17 protein-coding genes and 1 pseudogene are annotated in these 15963 nt (G+C 72.8%); 11 read left to right on the top strand and 7 right to left on the bottom strand.

Annotation, left to right across the window (positions count from 1 at the left end; translation table 11 throughout):
- From ACFZCD_RS06060 to ACFZCD_RS06025, 8 genes and pseudogenes are all read left to right on the top strand, one after another.
- The gene (locus tag ACFZCD_RS06060) at positions 1 to 654 is read left to right on the top strand and encodes a DsbA family oxidoreductase (protein ID WP_391828371.1); all 654 of its coding nucleotides are present in this window, start codon (positions 1 to 3) and stop codon (positions 652 to 654) included.
- 171 nt (positions 655 to 825) lie between these two features.
- A complete protein-coding gene (locus ACFZCD_RS06055) occupies positions 826 to 1464 on the top strand; it encodes a hypothetical protein (RefSeq protein ID WP_391828369.1) in 639 nt (212 codons plus the stop codon).
- 136 nt (positions 1465 to 1600) lie between these two features.
- Entirely contained in the window at positions 1601 to 3355 is a 1755-nt protein-coding gene (locus tag ACFZCD_RS06050; protein WP_391828367.1) for a 3-hydroxyacyl-CoA dehydrogenase NAD-binding domain-containing protein, read from the top strand.
- 33 nt (positions 3356 to 3388) lie between these two features.
- Positions 3389 to 4381 carry a zinc-binding alcohol dehydrogenase family protein gene (locus ACFZCD_RS06045; RefSeq protein ID WP_391828365.1) on the top strand — a complete coding sequence of 331 codons (993 nt, stop codon included), beginning with the start codon at positions 3389 to 3391 and terminating at the stop codon, positions 4379 to 4381.
- Positions 4382 to 4541: 160 nt separating this feature from the next.
- Positions 4542 to 5750 (top strand): methionine adenosyltransferase, encoded by a 1209-nt coding sequence (gene metK, locus ACFZCD_RS06040; RefSeq protein WP_391828363.1) that lies wholly within the window; start codon positions 4542 to 4544, stop codon positions 5748 to 5750.
- Positions 5751 to 5831: 81 nt separating this feature from the next.
- A pseudogene (locus ACFZCD_RS06035) lies at positions 5832 to 6033 on the top strand (adenosylhomocysteinase); the annotation flags it as partial.
- 234 nt (positions 6034 to 6267) lie between these two features.
- Complete coding sequence (locus ACFZCD_RS06030) at positions 6268 to 6963, top strand: ScbR family autoregulator-binding transcription factor (protein ID WP_391828361.1); 696 nt, start codon at positions 6268 to 6270, stop codon at positions 6961 to 6963.
- Between the two features lie 252 nt (positions 6964 to 7215).
- A complete protein-coding gene (locus tag ACFZCD_RS06025; protein WP_391828359.1) occupies positions 7216 to 7752 on the top strand; it encodes a hypothetical protein in 537 nt (178 codons plus the stop codon).
- Here the strand turns inward: ACFZCD_RS06025 and ACFZCD_RS06020 are convergent.
- On the bottom strand, positions 7730 to 8080 hold the full coding sequence (locus ACFZCD_RS06020) for an antibiotic biosynthesis monooxygenase (RefSeq protein WP_391828357.1): 351 nt from the start codon (positions 8078 to 8080) through the stop codon (positions 7730 to 7732). The genes ACFZCD_RS06025 and ACFZCD_RS06020 overlap by 23 nt on opposite strands.
- 277 nt (positions 8081 to 8357) lie before the next feature.
- Here ACFZCD_RS06020 and ACFZCD_RS06015 point away from each other — a divergent pair, with 277 nt between their 5' ends.
- The 3 genes from ACFZCD_RS06015 (at position 8358) to ACFZCD_RS06005 (ending at position 10996) form a co-directional block, all read left to right on the top strand.
- Positions 8358 to 9752 (top strand): DUF2252 domain-containing protein, encoded by a 1395-nt coding sequence (locus tag ACFZCD_RS06015; RefSeq protein ID WP_391828355.1) that lies wholly within the window; start codon positions 8358 to 8360, stop codon positions 9750 to 9752.
- 103 nt (positions 9753 to 9855) lie between these two features.
- On the top strand, positions 9856 to 10638 hold the full coding sequence (locus ACFZCD_RS06010; protein ID WP_391828353.1) for a hypothetical protein: 783 nt from the start codon (positions 9856 to 9858) through the stop codon (positions 10636 to 10638).
- A 10-nt stretch (positions 10639 to 10648) separates the two neighbouring features.
- Entirely contained in the window at positions 10649 to 10996 is a 348-nt protein-coding gene (locus tag ACFZCD_RS06005; RefSeq protein WP_391828351.1) for a rhodanese-like domain-containing protein, read from the top strand.
- Between the two features lie 103 nt (positions 10997 to 11099).
- Here ACFZCD_RS06005 and ACFZCD_RS06000 read toward each other — a convergent pair whose 3' ends face one another.
- From ACFZCD_RS06000 to paaA, 6 genes are all read right to left on the bottom strand, one after another.
- Positions 11100 to 12260, bottom strand: a complete 1161-nt coding sequence (locus tag ACFZCD_RS06000; protein WP_391828349.1) for an acyl-CoA dehydrogenase family protein — start codon at positions 12258 to 12260, stop codon at positions 11100 to 11102.
- Positions 12261 to 12350: 90 nt separating this feature from the next.
- On the bottom strand, positions 12351 to 13454 hold the full coding sequence (locus ACFZCD_RS05995) for a 2Fe-2S iron-sulfur cluster-binding protein (protein ID WP_391828347.1): 1104 nt from the start codon (positions 13452 to 13454) through the stop codon (positions 12351 to 12353).
- A complete protein-coding gene (gene paaD / locus ACFZCD_RS05990) occupies positions 13455 to 13958 on the bottom strand; it encodes a 1,2-phenylacetyl-CoA epoxidase subunit PaaD (protein ID WP_391828345.1) in 504 nt (167 codons plus the stop codon). It abuts the gene before it with no gap.
- On the bottom strand, positions 13952 to 14695 hold the full coding sequence (gene paaC, locus ACFZCD_RS05985; RefSeq protein WP_391828343.1) for a 1,2-phenylacetyl-CoA epoxidase subunit PaaC: 744 nt from the start codon (positions 14693 to 14695) through the stop codon (positions 13952 to 13954). The genes paaD and paaC overlap by 7 nt, the downstream gene beginning before the upstream one ends.
- A complete protein-coding gene (paaB, locus tag ACFZCD_RS05980; protein WP_391828341.1) occupies positions 14692 to 14979 on the bottom strand; it encodes a 1,2-phenylacetyl-CoA epoxidase subunit PaaB in 288 nt (95 codons plus the stop codon). Before paaB ends, paaC begins: the two co-directional genes overlap by 4 nt.
- The gene (paaA, locus tag ACFZCD_RS05975; RefSeq protein ID WP_391828339.1) at positions 14976 to 15941 is read right to left on the bottom strand and encodes a 1,2-phenylacetyl-CoA epoxidase subunit PaaA; all 966 of its coding nucleotides are present in this window, start codon (positions 15939 to 15941) and stop codon (positions 14976 to 14978) included. The genes paaB and paaA overlap by 4 nt, the downstream gene beginning before the upstream one ends.
- Positions 15942 to 15963 lie beyond the last annotated feature (22 nt).

Below are 15963 nucleotides of genomic sequence, written 5' to 3'. Positions count from 1 at the left end.
ATGAAGATCGAGATCTACTCCGACGTCCTCTGCCCCTGGTGCTACATCGGCAAGCGCCGGATAGCCGCCGCCCTGGACGGCTTCGCCCACCGCGACGAGCTGGAGATCGTCTGGCGCAGCTTCGAGCTCGCGCCGGGCGAGGGCAGCGAGCCCGGCCCGACGGCCGCCGAGGCCATGGCGGAGTGGACGGACCCGGCCGCGCTGCCGGGCCGGATCGAGCTGATCAAGTCCCAGGGCCGGCAGGAGGGGCTGGAGCTCAACCTCCACAAGTCCCGCCCCGTGGGCACCTTCGACGCGCACCGGCTCACGCACTTCGCGGCCGAGCGCGGCCTGCTGGAGCCGGTCATGGAGCGGCTGTTCCACGCGTACCACACCGAGGCCCTCAACGTCGGCGACCGCGAGGTGCTGGTGCGGCTGGCGGGCGAGGCCGGGCTGGACGAGGCCGAGGTCCGCGAGGTGCTGGCGGGCGACCGCTACGCGGACGCCGTGATCGCCGACGAGAACCGCGCCCGGCAGTTCAACGTGACGGGCGTGCCCTCGGTCGTCATCGACGGCCGCACGCCGGTCTCCGGCGTCCAGGCGCCCGAGAAGCTGCTGCACTTCATCGAGCGCGCGTGGGAGCGGGCGCAGAAGGAGCCAGCGGCGTCCGTCTGAGCGCCCCGGCGCCGATCCCCGCAGGTCCGCAGGGCGCACGCAGGTCCGCCCCAGGCCGAAACCCGCTGCCAAGGCCGGAATTCGATCCGCTCTCCATCGGGACTCCAGCCGTGTTCCGGAGTCTGTTCCCGGCGCTGGAAGTACTCCACGCCGTCTGAGAGAGGAAATGCAGTGCAGCACAAGTGGAAGCTGACGGGCGGACTTGCGGCCTCACTGGGGCTTGCTCTGACGGGGATCATGTCCTCGGCCGGAACGGCGAGTGCCGACACCGCGACGAAGACGCTGAATTACACCTGCCAGACCCGGTACGACGGCAACTGGATCCCGGTCACGTACGCACGTGACTTCACCACCACGGCGCCGGCCAAGGTTGCCCCGGGCCAGACCTTCAAGGTCACCTTCGACTCGGCCCCGATCAAGGCCGTGGCGGACTTCAACAAGCTCCTCAACACCGTGAGCATCGCCTACAAGGTGCCCGAGAACGCCAAGGTCGTCGGCTACAGGCTGACCGGCGGCAGCAACCTCGGCTCCGCGAAGCAGTGGGTCGAGCGCAACGGCAACAACCTCGCCGTCAAGTCCGACGGCGAGTGGGCCGGCGGCGTCGAGTTCGACTTCCCGAACCTGGAGGTCACGCTCAAGGCCCCGAGCACCGGCGGCGCCACGCTCACCACCGGCCCGGGCGGGTCCAGCTTCACCGACCCGGCCTTCTCCTGGAACCGGCTGCAGCCGGTGACGAACCAGTGGGACCCGTTCCAGTGCTACGTCGACCCGGCCAAGCCGGTGGCGTTCTCGACCACGCAGGTCGGCTGACCGATCACGCAGGTCGGTTACTGACCGACCACGCGGGTCGGTCACTGACCGGGCGGATGACTGCCCGGGCGCGCCTGCCGGCGGCCGCGCCCGGGTGCCCGCCGCACCGAAGGCCGCCGAACGAGACGAGTACGTGATGAGCAGCGCAGTACAGCCTTCCGAGGACGCGGTGCGGCCTCCCGGGGAACGGAACGTCGTCGCCGTCATCGGCGCGGGCACCATCGGGCTCGGCTGGATCGCCCTCTTCCTGTCCCGGGGCCTGCGGGTCCGGGTCAACAGCAGACGGCCCGACGCCGAGCGGGTGGTCAGGGAGGGCCTGGCGGTCTTCGCCCCCACCCTGCCGGGTGGGGCCGCCGACGTCGATGCGCTCATGCAGCGCGTCGAGTTCGAGCCCGACGTGGCGCGCGCGGTCCGCGGGGCGGCAGTGGTGCAGGAGAACGCCCCCGACGACCTCGCCCTCAAACAGGAGCTGTTCCGTACGGTCGAGCGGGCCGCTCCCGCGGAAGCGCTGCTGCTGTCCTCCACGTCCAAGCTGCTGCCCGATGACATGGGCGCGCTGATGTCCGAGCCGGGGCGCGTCGTCGTGGGACACCCCTTCAACCCGCCGCACGTCGTCCCCCTGGTCGAGGTCGTCGGCGGCCGGCACGCCCCCGCCGGGCTGATCGACGAGGTCACGGCCTTCTACCGGGCGGTGGGCAAGGTGCCCGTCGTGGTGCGCAAGCCCGTACCGCGCTTCGTCGCGAACCGCCTGCAGTCCGCGCTGCTGAAAGAGAGCGTCCACCTCGTGCAGGAGGGCGTCGTCACGATGGCCGAACTCGACGCCGTCGTCACGCACTCGATCGGTCTGCGCTGGGCCGTGGTGGGGCCGTTCGAGGCCTTCCACCTGGGCGGCGGCGAGGGCGGTCTGCGCCGCTGGCTGGGCGGCACGGCGCCCGCACTGGAGCGCGCCTGGCGCGCCACCGCCGTCCCGGCCCTGACGCCGGAGGCCGTCGAGGCCCTGGGCGCCGAGGCGGACCGGACCTTCGGCACGGATTACGCCGCGCTGTCGCGCGCCCGTGACGAGAAGCAGAACGCCGTGCTCGACGCGCTCGCGCGGGTCGACGCCCGGGAAGCCCCGGAGGCCCGGAGCGACCGGGCACCCGAGTCACACAGGGAAGACGAGAACATGGAACCCCAGCCCCAGCAGCCGCCGCAGGCCGAGTCGCATGCCGTGGACTTCTGGTTCGACCCGCTGTGCCCCTTCGCCTGGATCGCGTCCCGGTGGATCACGGAGGTGGCCGGCCGGGCCCCGGTGACCGTCCGCTGGCACGTGATGAGCCTGGCCCTGCTCAACAGCGGCAAGGACATGCCCGAGGCGCGGCGGACGATGCTCGACCTCTACTGGGGCCCGGTCCGGGTCCTGGCCGCCGCCCGCGCCGCCCACGGCGACGCCGTCACCGGCCCCCTCTACACGGCGATGGGCTCCCGCTTCCACGGCCCCGGCGGCATCTTCGAGCCCGTCCGCACCGCCCCGGCCGAGGAGTTCCGCGCGGCGATGATCGAGGGGCTGGGCAAGACGCGCCCGGACATCGAGGCGGCCCTGGCCGAGACCGGCCTGCCCGCGGAGCTGATCGACGCGATGGACGACGACCGCTGGGACGCCGAACTGCGCGCCTCGCGCGACCGGGTGCCCTCGGACGGCCTCGGTCAGGACCTGATCGGCGTCCCCACGATCTCCGTCGACGGCGGCGCCGGCCAGTTCGGCCCGGTGCTGTCGGAGATACCGCGCGGCGAGCGGGCGGTGCGGCTCTGGGAGGCCTTCCGGACCCTGGCCGGCGACCCGGCGTTCTTCGAGCTGAAGCAGAGCACGGGGCGCACCGAGCCCCTGACCCACGACTCCCTGACCCACTGACCGCAATTCCGACTGGAGGAATCCCAGGTGCGTGTGATCCGTATCCATGAGTTCGGGGGCCCGGAGGTCATGCGGGTCGAGGAGACCCCCGTGCCGCAGCCGGGTCCGGGCGAGGTGCTGATCGCCGCCGAGGCGATCAGCGTGGGCTTCGCGCAGACGCAGATGCGGCGCAATATCTTCCCCGCGCCGATGTGGCGGCCGGAGTTCCCGGTCGTGCTCGGCGGCGACGTCATCGGCCGCGTGGCGGGCGTGGGTGCCGGCGTGACCGGATTCCGCGAGGGCGACCGGGTCGGCGCGTTCACGCTCCACGGGGCGTACGCCGACTACGTGGTCGTCGACGCGGCGACGGTGCTGTCCGTGCCGGAGGGGCTCGACGCCGCCCAGGCCACCGCGCTCCCCTCGCCCGGCCCGATCGGCACCGGCACCCTGGGCACGGCGAACCTGCGCCCCGGAGAGAGCGTCCTGGTGCACGCCGCGTCCGGCGGCATCGGCCACCTGAGCGTGCAGTGGGCCAAGGCCCGCGGCGCCGGCCCGGTCATCGCCACCGCGAGCTCGGCCGAAAAGCTCGGCTTCGCCCGCTCCCTCGGCGCCGACATCGTCATCGACTACAGCCAGGACACGTGGGTCGACGAAGTCCGCGAGGCCACCGGCGGCGCCGGCGTCGACATCATCCTCGACAGCATCGGCGGCGACGTCCTCCGCCGGGGCGTCGGCCTGCTCGCCCCCTTCGGCCGCCTGGTCTTCTACGGCTCCGCGGGCGGCGGGCTGGAGGTCCCCCGGATCTCGCCCATGGAACTCATCGAGATGAAGTTCATCACCGGCTTCGCCCTCTCCCGCTGGCGCGCGGCCCGCCCGGAGGAGTACCTCGCCAACCACGAGGAGCTGGCGGCCGGCCTCGCCGACGGCACGATCCGGCACGCGGTGCACGCCACGTACCCCCTCGAAGAGGTCGGCCGAGCTCACCAGGAGATCGAGTCCCGGGCCCACATCGGGCGCATCGTGCTGCTGCCGGGCACGGCAGGCTGAGCCCCCCGCCACCGGCACCGCGAAGAAGCTGCTCGACCAGCTGCTGTGGTGGGCCGTCGCTCTGCGCGAGGCGCGGGCCAAGACCCCGTACAGCGCCTGACGGCCGACCGGAACGCCAACGACCCCCTCCATCCCACCACCCGACGTCCTAGGGAGCGATGTGTCCCGCCGCCTGTTCACTTCGGAGTCCGTGACCGAGGGTCACCCCGACAAGATCGCTGACCAGATCAGCGACACGATCCTCGACGCCCTGCTCACGGAGGACCCGGCCTCCCGCGTGGCCGTCGAAACCCTGATCACCACCGGCCTGGTGCACGTGGCGGGGGAGGTGTCCACGAAGGCGTACGCGCCGATCGCCTCGCTCGTGCGCAACAAGATCCTGGAGATCGGCTACGACTCCTCGGCGAAGGGCTTCGACGGCGCCTCGTGCGGCGTTTCGGTCTCGATCGGCGCGCAGTCGCCGGACATCGCCCAGGGTGTCGACGCGGCCTACGAGGCCCGCGTCGAGGGCGACGAGGACGAGCTCGACAAGCAGGGCGCGGGCGACCAGGGCCTGATGTTCGGCTATGCCTGCGACGAGACGCCGAACCTGATGCCGCTGCCGATCGAGCTGGCGCACCGCCTTTCGCGCCGCCTGTCGGAGGTCCGCAAGAACGGGACCGTCCCGTACCTGCGTCCCGACGGCAAGACCCAGGTGACCATCGAGTACGACGGCAACAAGGCCGTCCGCCTCGACACCGTGGTCGTCTCCTCGCAGCACGCCTCCGACATCGACCTGGACTCCCTCCTCGCCCCGGACGTCCGCAAGTTCGTGGTCGAGCACGTCCTGGCGGAGCTGGTGGAGGACGGCATCAAGCTGGACACCGACGGCTACCGCCTGCTGGTGAACCCGACCGGCCGCTTCGAGATCGGCGGCCCGATGGGTGACGCCGGCCTGACCGGCCGCAAGATCATCATCGACACGTACGGCGGCATGGCCCGCCACGGCGGCGGCGCGTTCTCGGGCAAGGACCCGTCCAAGGTCGACCGCTCCGCCGCCTACGCGATGCGCTGGGTCGCCAAGAACGTCGTGGCCGCGGGCCTGGCCTCGCGCTGCGAGGTGCAGGTGGCGTACGCGATCGGCAAGGCCGAGCCGGTCGGCCTGTTCGTCGAGACCTTCGGCACGAACACGATCGACACCGACAAGATCGAGAACGCCATCGCCGAGGTCTTCGACCTCCGCCCGGCCGCGATCATCCGCGACCTCGACCTGCTGCGCCCGATCTACTCGCAGACCGCCGCGTACGGCCACTTCGGCCGTGAGCTGCCCGACTTCACATGGGAGCGCACGGACCGCGTGGAGGCCCTGAAGAAGGCCGCCGGCCTCTAGGGCTGTGCGGAGTCGCTGCGCGACCAGGGTGCCCGCACCAGACGACCGTGGGAAACCTCGGTCACTTAGGCGACGAGATCGACACGGCCGGCCCAGCGAGGATTCCCGGCAGGGGACGCGTACGTCCTGCCGAAGTCGCCGGACGAGAAGGCGGCCCGGCTGCACCTGGACGCGCTGGGTGTGAAGCTGACCGGGCTCCGTTGACCGAACTCCGTCCGGAGCAGGCCGCCTGCCTTGGTGTCCGCTGTAGGGTCCGTACAAGCCGGACCACCACCGCTACTGACGCGCCGACGACCGGCCGGCCCCGGGCCGGCCGGTCGTCTCCGGCCCATCTCCAGCGCATCTGCGCTCTGTCTCCGGCCCAAAGAGTCGGAAAAGGGTAGGCAATAAAACCATCTAGTTGGTTTTATATTGCTACACTTCCTCCATATTGCACGCGGGTGACATGTCCCCGTCCAGTTCCCGCATTCCCCGCCGGGGTTGCAGGGGTTCGAGTTCGTTGCGGGAGTCGTCCATCATGAGGCAGCAAGAGCGAGCAGAGCGCACTCGCCGCGCACTCATCCACTCCGCCGCCGCCGCGTTCGACCAGTACGGGTACGCCAGTTCGCGGGTCTCGGGGATCAGCGCCAAGGCCGGGGTGAGCACCGGCGCGTTCCACTTCCACTTCGAGGACAAGGAGTCGCTGGCCGCGGCCGTCGAGTCCGAGGCGCGCGAGGCCCTCCTCACCATCACGCGCTGCGCGGACAGCCGCGACGAACCGGCCTTGCAGGTGCTCGCGGACGCCTCCCACGCCATGGTGAGCCGCCTCCGCAGCGACCTCGTCGTCCGTGCCGGGTTCCGGCTGAGCTGCGACGTCTCCGATGCGACGAAACCCGATCTGCGCCGGCAGTGGCAGGACTTCGTGCGCCGGCAACTGGTGCGGGCCGGCAGCGAAGGGGCGCTCGCCGAAGGGGTGGAGCCGCAGGACGCGGCCACGGTGATCACGGCGTCGACGACGGGGCTGGAGGTCCTCGGTCGCGGCGACCGGGAGTGGCTGTCCCGCGAGGCCGTGACGGCCTTCTGGCGGCTGCTGATGCCCCGGCTCGCCGCCGAGCACGTAGTCGGCCGGCTGGACCCGGCGGGGTCGGACATTACGGCGGAGTACGGCGACCACTGCGGCGGCACTTGTGCGGTCACGACGCTGCCGCGGGCGGTGGAGCCGGCCGCCTCCTGACTTTGCCGGAGGCGGGACGGCTGAGAGCCCCGGAGGCGGCTTGGGGGGTCCTGGAGGGCTCCTGGAGGGTTCCTGGAGCGGTGGTCGAGCCCAGTTGCAAACTGGGACAAACTGCCCGGTTCTTCCTTGACATACAAACTGGTCGGTTTGCTACCTTCGCGCTATGCGTCGGGGGTGTTCCGCGTGTGCCCTGCCGCTCATCCGCGAGGGCGCCCGCTGCGGTGCGGTGCCCGTGGCTTCGAGGAGGCGCCGGTGCGAGCGTCGAAGGAAGAGATGACGGGGCCCGGTCTGGGTTCCACTTTCGCGGCAGCCCTGCATGACGGCCTGTCCCGTTACGGCTCGTTGAGGACCTGGCGCGAGACGCCCGCCCCGCCCGTCGCCTCCGCCTCACCGGCCCCGTCCGGCTCGCCTGCCGTGTCCGGCGCCCCGGCGGCATCCGCCCCGGCGGCATCCGCCCCGGCGGCGGCCGAACGGCAGGCCCCGGCCTCGCCGGGCACCATATCCGTGGCGGCGGTGCTCGAAGAGGCCTTGCCGCCGTGGGCGCTGGCCGCGGTCGCCGGCGTGCTGCTGGAGTCGACCGCCCGGCAGATGCTGGAGCAGCCCGGCACCGCCGCCGGGGACGAGGCGTTGCGCGCCCTCGGCATGGCCCAGGTCCTGGGCTACGCCACGACCCGCGGGGCCGCGGGGGTGGAGTCGGCGCCTCCTCCGGCCGTGTCGGCCGCACTGCGAACGGTCAGGACGTCGCTGGAAGCCGCCGTGGGAAACGCTACGGGCGCGGCCCGGGCGTGACCTCGTAGGCGAGGTAGGTCGGAGCCCCGGGCATGTTGATCTCAGCCTTGCCGGGCAGGTTCTCCAGGGCCTGACGGATGGCGGCCAGGCGGCCGTCGGTGTCGGAGTTTTCCACGAAGTTGCGGTAGTCGGCCTCGGTGGCCCAGTGGATGAGGTTCACGACGCGGGTGCCGTCCGTGCTGAGGTGGAACTGTGCCGAGCGGTAGCCGGGGTAGAAACGCACCCAGGACTTCTGGATCTCGGTGAACTCCTTCAGCAGGGCGCGCTGCGTCTCGGGTCCGTCGACGGTGTAGTCGATGATCGAGTAGAAGCCGGATTCCTTGGTCATCGCGTTCTCTCGCTCTCTCCCCCGCGTAGCCGGTGCTGCTTGCCTGTACGTCCGGAGCCGAGGCTCGTGCTTGCATCCTCGAACCTCAACTTTGCTTGAGGTCAAGGGCGGCCTCTGGCGGAGAGCAACGTTTCAGCCAAGCGGTGCGGGAACCGGGGGTGGAACCGGGGCGGGGCCCTCGGGGTCTTCTCTCGGGCAGGTGCTCAGCCTGGCCCGGCCGGTCGGCTCCGTCGGCCCGCTCGGCTCATACGCTCATACGAAGGGGGAGGTGGGCGCGATGGCGCGACTGCCGCACGTGCCGGGGTTCGCCCGGGCCGCTCGTCCGAAGGGGGCGGCCGGGTCGCCGAAGGCGGAGGGGAAGGCGCTGCGGGAGCGGGTGCCGCGGTCCGCGCACGCGCGGTGGGCCCCCGGGGCCGGTCGTCCGGACGCCGTCGCCGCGGTCGAGGCGTCGAACGCGGGCCGGCTGCCCGAGCTCACGCCGATACGGGTCGGCCGGATGGCCGCGTCCCCGTTCGCCTTCCTGCGCGGTTCCGCCGGGCTCATGGCGTACGACCTGATGGACACGGCCGTGACCGGTGTCGGCGCCCAGCTCTGCGGCGACGCCCACGCCGCCAACTTCGGGCTCTACGGCGACGCGCGCGGCGGGCTCGTCATGGACCTCAACGACTTCGACGAGACCCTGCACGGGCCGTGGGAGTGGGACGTGAAGCGGCTCGCCGCCTCGCTGGTGCTGGCCGGGCGGGAGGCGGGCGCGGACGAGGACACCTGCCGGGCGGCGGCGCGGGACGCCGTGGGCTCGTACCGGCACACGATGCGGCTGCTCGCCGGCATGCCGGTCGCGGACGCCTGGAACGCCATCGCCGACGAGCGGCTCGTCTCCCACGCGGACGCCCGCGACCTGACCGGCACGCTGGACCGGGTCGCCGCCAAGGCCCGGCGGAACACGAGCGCCCGCTTCGCCGCCAAGGCCACGGAGAAGGCGGCCGGCGGCCGGCGCTTCGTGGACGCCCCACCGGTCCTGCGCCGCCTGCCGGACACCGAGGCGGCCGCGGTCGCCCTGGCGCTGGGCGGCTACCTCGGCACCCTCCCCGAGGAGCTGCTGCCGCTGCTCGCCCGCTACGAGGTGCAGGACGTGGCGTTCCGCATCGTCGGGACGGGGAGCGTGGGGCTGCGCTCGTACGTGGTGCTGCTCCTGGACCACTGCGGGGAGCCGCTGGTCCTCCAGGTGAAGGAGGCCCGGCCCTCCGTCCTGCTGCCGTACGCGGAGAAGGCCGGCTTCGCCCTGCCGCCGGACGGGCACGAGGGGCGGCGCGTCGTCCTGGGCCAGAAGCGGATGCAGGTCGTCAGCGACGTCCTGCTCGGCTGGGCCACGGTCGAGGGGCGCCCGTACCAGGTGCGGCAGTTCCGCAACCGCAAGGGCAGCGTGGACCCGGCGGCCCTCGCCCCCGCCGAGCTCGACGACTACGCCCGCCTCACCGGCGCCCTCCTCGCCCGCGCCCACTCCCACACGGCGGACCCGCGGCTCATAGCCGCCTACTGCGGCAAGTCCGAAGCCCTCGACGATTCGGTGGCCGCCTTCGCCCGGACCTACGCGGACCGCACGGAATCCGATCACGAGGCCCTGACGCGGGCGATCCGCGAGGGGCGGGTGAAGGCGGAGGAAGGCGTGTAGGGACCCCGGCTGCTGCTCTTGCTCTCCTGCGTCCTGCGTTGCTCCGGCGGCATCCTCCCGCCGGAACACCCCCCCTCCCGGAGGGAACTACGCTGGTCGGGTGATGAATCCGGAAGCAGACACTTCCCGCCTGGAGCAAGCCGTCCGCACGGCCGAAACCGCGCTGATCGAGTTCGAGATCGCCGTGGAGACGTTCCGTGTGGAGGTGGAGAACTTCTCCCGCCTGCACCACGAGCGTCTCGGCCCGGTCTACGCCCGCCTCGAAGAACTGGACGCCCGGATCGCCGAGGCCGTCGCCGCGCGCAGCGGTGACCCGGAGGACCAGCGGAAGGCCCGCGAGGCCCGCGCGCTGGTGCAGCCGCTCCCCGGCGTGGAGGAGCTGTTCGGCGGCTGGCTGGACTCGGACGGGCTGTCCCCGGAAGGGATGGCGATGCTCACGGAGAAGCAGGTCCGCCCGCCCCGCCGCGTCCGCCCGAGCGACGAGGCCCGCAAGGCCTTCCGGGAGCTGGTCCGTGAGGCCCACCCGGACCTGGCGCGGGACGAGGCCGAGCGGCTGCGCCGCGAGGCGTTCATCGTGCGGGTCAACGCCGCGTACGCCGACGGTGACGAGGCGCTCCTCAAGGAGCTGGCCGCGGAGTGGGCGGCGGGCCCGGCGCCGGAGCCGCGCCCCCTGGACCGTGCGGAGGAGCTGTACGCCCGCCTGGAGTGGCTGGCGCAGCGCAAGGAGATGCTGTCGGGGCTGGCCGCCGAGCTGGAGGGTTCGGCGATCGGCGCGATGCTGCGGATGGCGCCGGAGGACCCGGACGGCCTGCTGGAGGAGATCGCCGAGGGCCTGCGCGCGCAGGTCACCGAGCGCGAGGCGCAGCTGCGGGAACTGGTCGGGTAGCGTCGTGGGCATGAGCTTTGGTTCCGGAATCCCCACGGTCGGCGTCGATGCCCTCTCGGCCGACGACTTTCTGCTGGATGTGCGCGAAGCCGACGAGTGGGCCGCCGGCCACGCGGAGGGCGCGCTGCACATGCCGATGAGCGACTTCGTGGCCCGCTTCGGCGAGTTGACGGAGAAGGCGCCCGACGGCGGCCGGATCAACGTGATCTGCCGCTCGGGCGGCCGTTCCGCGCAGGTCACCGCTTACCTGGTGCAGCAGGGCCTGGACGCGGTGAACGTCGACGGCGGCATGCAGGCCTGGGAGGCCACCGGCCGCCCGGTCGTGGACGGCAACGGCGCTCCCGGCAGCGTGATCTAGAGGCGGTCGGGCCGGGTACCCCGGGTACCCGGCGGCGACCGGGCCGGGTACCCGAGTATCCGGCGGCGGTCGGGCCGGGTTTCCGGCGGTGATCGGCCGGGGCCTAGCCTTCGAGCGCGTGGGCGGCCAGCAGGTCGCCCAGCGCCTCCTCGTGCGCCGCGGCCGGGCCCAGCGACAGCTCCAGCTGCTTGGCCCAGGCGTGGTACCGGTGCAGGGCGTATCCGGTGTCGGCGCCGAAGCCGCCGTGCAGGTGCTGCGCGGTCTGCACCGCGCGCCGCACCCCTTCCGAGGCCCACACCTTCGCCACGGCGAGGTCCGCGTCGGCGGGGAGCGGCCCGCCCGCGCCGGTCTCCAGCCGCCACGCGGCCTGCCAGAGCGTGGCCTCCATGGCCCGCAGGTCGATGTAGCGGTCCGCGGCCTGGACGGCCACCGCCTGGAACGTGGCCAAGGGGAAGCCGAACTGCTCCCGTTTGCTCGTGTACGCGCTGGTCATACGGCATACCGCCGTCCCCACCCCGAGCGCGAGCGCGCACGTCCCGGCGGTGAGCAGCCGCCGCAGCCGTGGCCACGCCCCCTCGGTGGTGACGACCTGCGTGCCGTCGAGCCGTACGCCGTCGAGCCGCACCTCGGCATACCGCTCGCCATTGGTGGACACCTGCTCGGACAGCACGACCCCCGCGTGCTCGCGCGGCACGAGCCCGAGCACCGCGGGCCCGCCTGCGCCCTCGCCCGTACCCTCCGCCGCCACCCGCGCGGGGATCACGAGCACATCGGCGCACGGCGCCCACGGCACGGCCGTCTGCACGCCGTCGAACACCCAGCTCCCGGCGCCCGACGGCCGGGCGCCGGCGGCGAGCTCCGCCGCGTCATGGCCGGTCCGCCCGCTGGAGGCGACCGTGGCGACCAGCTCGCCCCGCCCGACCCCCGGCAGGATCCGCTCTCCTGCCGTGCCGCCGTGCGTGCTCAGCACGAGCGCCGTGGCGCCGGTCTCCAGCAGCGGCACCCGGGCGAGCACCTGCCCGGCCTCGCGCAGCACCAGGCACAGGGCGATCGGCCCGAGCCCCGCCCCGCCGTGGCCGGTGCCGACGGTCAGGCTCAGCAGATCGGCCGCGGCCAGCCTGCGCCACAGCGCGCGGTCGAAGTCCTCCGCAACGGGGCCCCGGGAGAGGACCGGGCTGGGCACCGCGTCGGGGGTGACCCCGGAGAAGACCGCCCGCGCCGCTTCGAGGGCCGCCTGCTGTTCCTCGCTGAAGGTGAAGTCCACCGCCGCCGCCCTCCCGCGCCCGCTTACCTGACGGACCGTCAATGTAGGGCGGGAGGCGGCAATTGGGAACCGGAGGCGGCGACGGGGAACTCAGCGGTCGAAGTCGAGCTCCACCTCCTCCGTCACCGGATGCGACTGGCACGCCAGCACATGGCCGCCTTCGACCTCCTCCGGCTCCAGCGCGAAGTTCCGGTCCATCCGCACCTCGCCGCGGACCAGGAACGCCCGGCACGTCCCGCACACCCCGCCCTTGCAGGCGTACGGCGCGTCGGAGCGGTTGCGCAGCACCGCTTCCAGCAGCGTCTCCCCCTCCTGGACCGGCCAGCTGCCGCTGCGCCCGTCCAGCGTGGCGGTCACCCTGGCGGCCGTGCTGCGCGCCGGGGAGGAAGCGGTCTGCTCTGCGGCGCCGCCCACCGGCGGGGCCTGCTCCACGTGGAAGATCTCCTGGTGGATGCGGTCCCGGCCGACACCCAGGCCGCGCAGCGCCCGCTCCGCGCCCCGGACCAGCCCGAAGGGCCCGCACAGGAACCAGCCGCTGATCTCCTCCACCGGGACCAGCGCGGGCAGCAGCCGGGTCAGCCGCTCCTCGTCCAGCCGCCCGGACGGCAGCCCGGCCTGCTGCTCCTCGCGGGAGAGCGTGGTCACCAGCTGGAAGCGGTCGGGGAAGCGGTCCTTGAGGTCGGCGACCTCCTCCAGGAACATCGTGGAGGCCGTGGTCCGGTCGCTGCGTACGAGGCAGAACCGCGCCCCGGGCTCCCGGGCCAGCAGCGTCGAGGCGATGGACAGCACGGGTGTGATCCCGCTGCCGCCCACGATCGCCGCGAAGTGCCCGGCCCGGGGCTCCAGGACGAACCGCCCGGCCGGGGCCATCACCTCGACCGTGTCCCCGGCGGCCAGCTCCTTGAGGGCGTACGTGGAGAACTCGCCGCCGTCCACCAGCCGGACCCCCACCTTCAGCTCCGCGGGCCCGGGCGCCCCCGCGGCGGGTGCGGGAGCGCACACCGAGTACGTACGGCGGATCTCGCCGCCGTCGCGGGCGGTGCGGCGGACGGCGATGTGCTGACCCGGTGCGTAGCGGTAGGTCTCCCGTAGCTCGGGCGGCACGGCGAAGGTCACGGCGACCGAGTCGTCGGTGAGCGGTTCGACGGCCGCCACCCGCAGGGGGTGGAAGGCGCCGTGGCGGGCCGCTGCCATCTACAACTCCTTGAAGTGGTCGAAGGGTTCGCGGCATGCCTCGCAGCGGCGCAGGGCCTTGCAGGCGGTGGACGAGAAGCGGCTGAGCAGCGTGGTTTCGGTGGAGCCGCAGTGGGGGCACCGGATGGCCAGGCCGACCATGACCGGCCCGGCCGGCCCCGTGGGCCGGGGCGGGGCTATGCCGAACTCCTCCAGCTTGCGGCGTCCTTCGGCGGTGATGTCGTCGGTGGACCAGGCGGGGGAGAGCACGGTGCGGACGGAGACCTCGGCCTGGCCGTGCTCGTGCAGCACGCGCTCGATGTCCGCGGACATCGCCTCGATCGCCGGGCAGCCGGTGTACGTGGGGGTGAGCTCCACCTCGACCCGGCCGGGGCCGGTGACGTGCAGGCCGCGCAGCACGCCCAGCTCGGCGAGGGTGAGGACGGGCAGCTCGGGGTCGGGGACGGCTCCGGCCAGGGCGCGGAGCTCCTCTTCGAGGCGGGTGGGGGAGGCCGTCTTCACCATGACGCCCCCGGGTGGCTGCGGTGCAGGTGCTGCATCTCCGCGAGCATCCGGCCGAACGGCTCGGTGTGGATGCCCTGCCGGCCCGCGCCCGCGGTCCAGGCGCCGGTCTGCGGGCCGCCGGGCAGCGTCAGCGTGGCGCGCTCGACGACCTCGGTCACCGCGGCCAGCCAGCCCTCGCGCAGCGCGGTCCAGTCGACCGGCAGGCCCTCGACGGGCTCGAAGAGCTCGCCCGTATACCGCCAGAGGCCGTCCAGGGCGCTCTGCATCCGGGCGTGGCTCTCCTCCGTGCCGTCGCCGAGCCGCAGCGTCCAGTGCTCGGCGTGGTCGCGGTGGTAGGCGACCTCCTTGACCGCCTTGCCGGCCAGGGGGGCGAACGGTCCGTCGCCCGAGGCCAGCTGCCCGTACAGCAGGTGCTGGTGGACGGAGAAGAACAGCTGGCGGGCGATCGTGCGGGCGAAGTCGCCGTTGGGCTGCTCGACGAGCTGGACGTTGCGGAAGGCGCGCTCTTCCCGGAGGTAGGCGAGCTCGTCCTCGTCGCCGGCGAGGGAGAGCAGGGTGCGGGCCTGGCCGAGCAGGTCGAGGGCGATGTTGGCGAGGGCGACCTCCTCTTCGAGCACGGGCGCGTGCCCGGCCCACTCCCCCAGCCGGTGGGAGAGCACCAGGGCGTCGTCGCCGAGCGCCAGGGCCGCCGCGGCCGGGGGCGCTTCGGCCGCCGTCGTCACAGGTACGCCTTTCATAGGTGCCGCACCCCTTCCGGGATCTCGTAGAAGGTCGGGTGGCGGTAGGGCTTGTCGGCCGCGGGCTCGAAGAAGGGGTCCTTCTCGTCGGGGGAGGAGGCGGTGACCGCGGCGGACGGCACCACCCAGATCGAGACCCCCTCGGAGCGCCGGGTGTAGAGGTCGCGCGCATTGCGCAGGGCCATCTCCGCATCCGGGGCGTGGAGGCTGCCCGCGTGGGTGTGGGCGAGCCCGCGCCTGCTGCGCACGAAGACCTCCCACAGCGGCCAGTCAGCGTTCGTCATGCCGTCGCCTTTCCGTGCTTGGCCGCATATGCGGCGGCTGCTTCGCGCACCCACGCGCCCTCTTCATGGGCGCGCCGGCGCTGACCGATCCGCTGGTCGTTGCAGGGGCCGTTGCCGCGGAGGACCTCCTGGAACTCGGTCCAGTCGATGGCTCCGAAGTCGTGGTGGCCGCGCTCCTCGTTCCACTTCAGGTCGGGGTCGGGGAGGGTCAGGCCGAGGGAGGCGGCCTGGGGGACGCAGATGTCCACGAACCGCTGGCGCAGCTCGTCGTTGGAGTGCCGCTTGATCTTCCAGGCCATGGACTGGGCCGAGTGGGCGGACTCGGCATCCGGGGGGCCGAACATCATCAGCGAGGGCCACCACCAGCGGTCCACGGCGTCCTGCGCCATCGCGTGCTGGGCCTCGGTGCCGCGGCTCAGGGCGAGCAGCAGCTCATAGCCCTGGCGCTGGTGGAAGGACTCCTCCTTGCAGATGCGGACCATGGCGCGGGCGTAGGGCCCGTAGGAGCAGCGGCACAGCGGGACCTGGTTGGTGATCGCCGCGCCGTCCACCAGCCAGCCGATGGCGCCCACGTCCGCCCAGGTCAGGGTGGGGTAGTTGAAGATCGAGGAGTACTTCTGGCGGCCCGAGTGGAGCTTGTCGAGCAGCTCGTCGCGGCCGGTGCCCAGGGTCTCCGCGGCGCTGTAGAGGTAGAGGCCGTGGCCGGCCTCGTCCTGCACCTTGGCCATGAGGATCGCCTTGCGCCGCAGCGAGGGCGCACGAGTGATCCAGTTGGCCTCGGGCTGCATCCCGATGATCTCCGAGTGGGCGTGCTGCGCTATCTGGCGGACGAGGGTGGCGCGGTAGGCGTCGGGCATCCAGTCCCGCGGCTCGATGCGCTCGTCCGCGGCCACGGCGGCATCGAAGGCCGCCTCGTAGGCCGTGGTGTCCTGGGCTCCTGCGTCCGGCGCCATCGTCGTCATGGCATTGCCCCCTGCCTCTCCG

This window comes from Streptomyces sp. NPDC008001 (genome assembly GCF_042958085.1).
Lineage (GTDB): Bacteria > Actinomycetota > Actinomycetes > Streptomycetales > Streptomycetaceae > Streptomyces.
The sequence above is the reverse complement of the archived record's forward strand: the minus strand, read 5'-3'. Positions and strand labels throughout refer to the sequence as shown.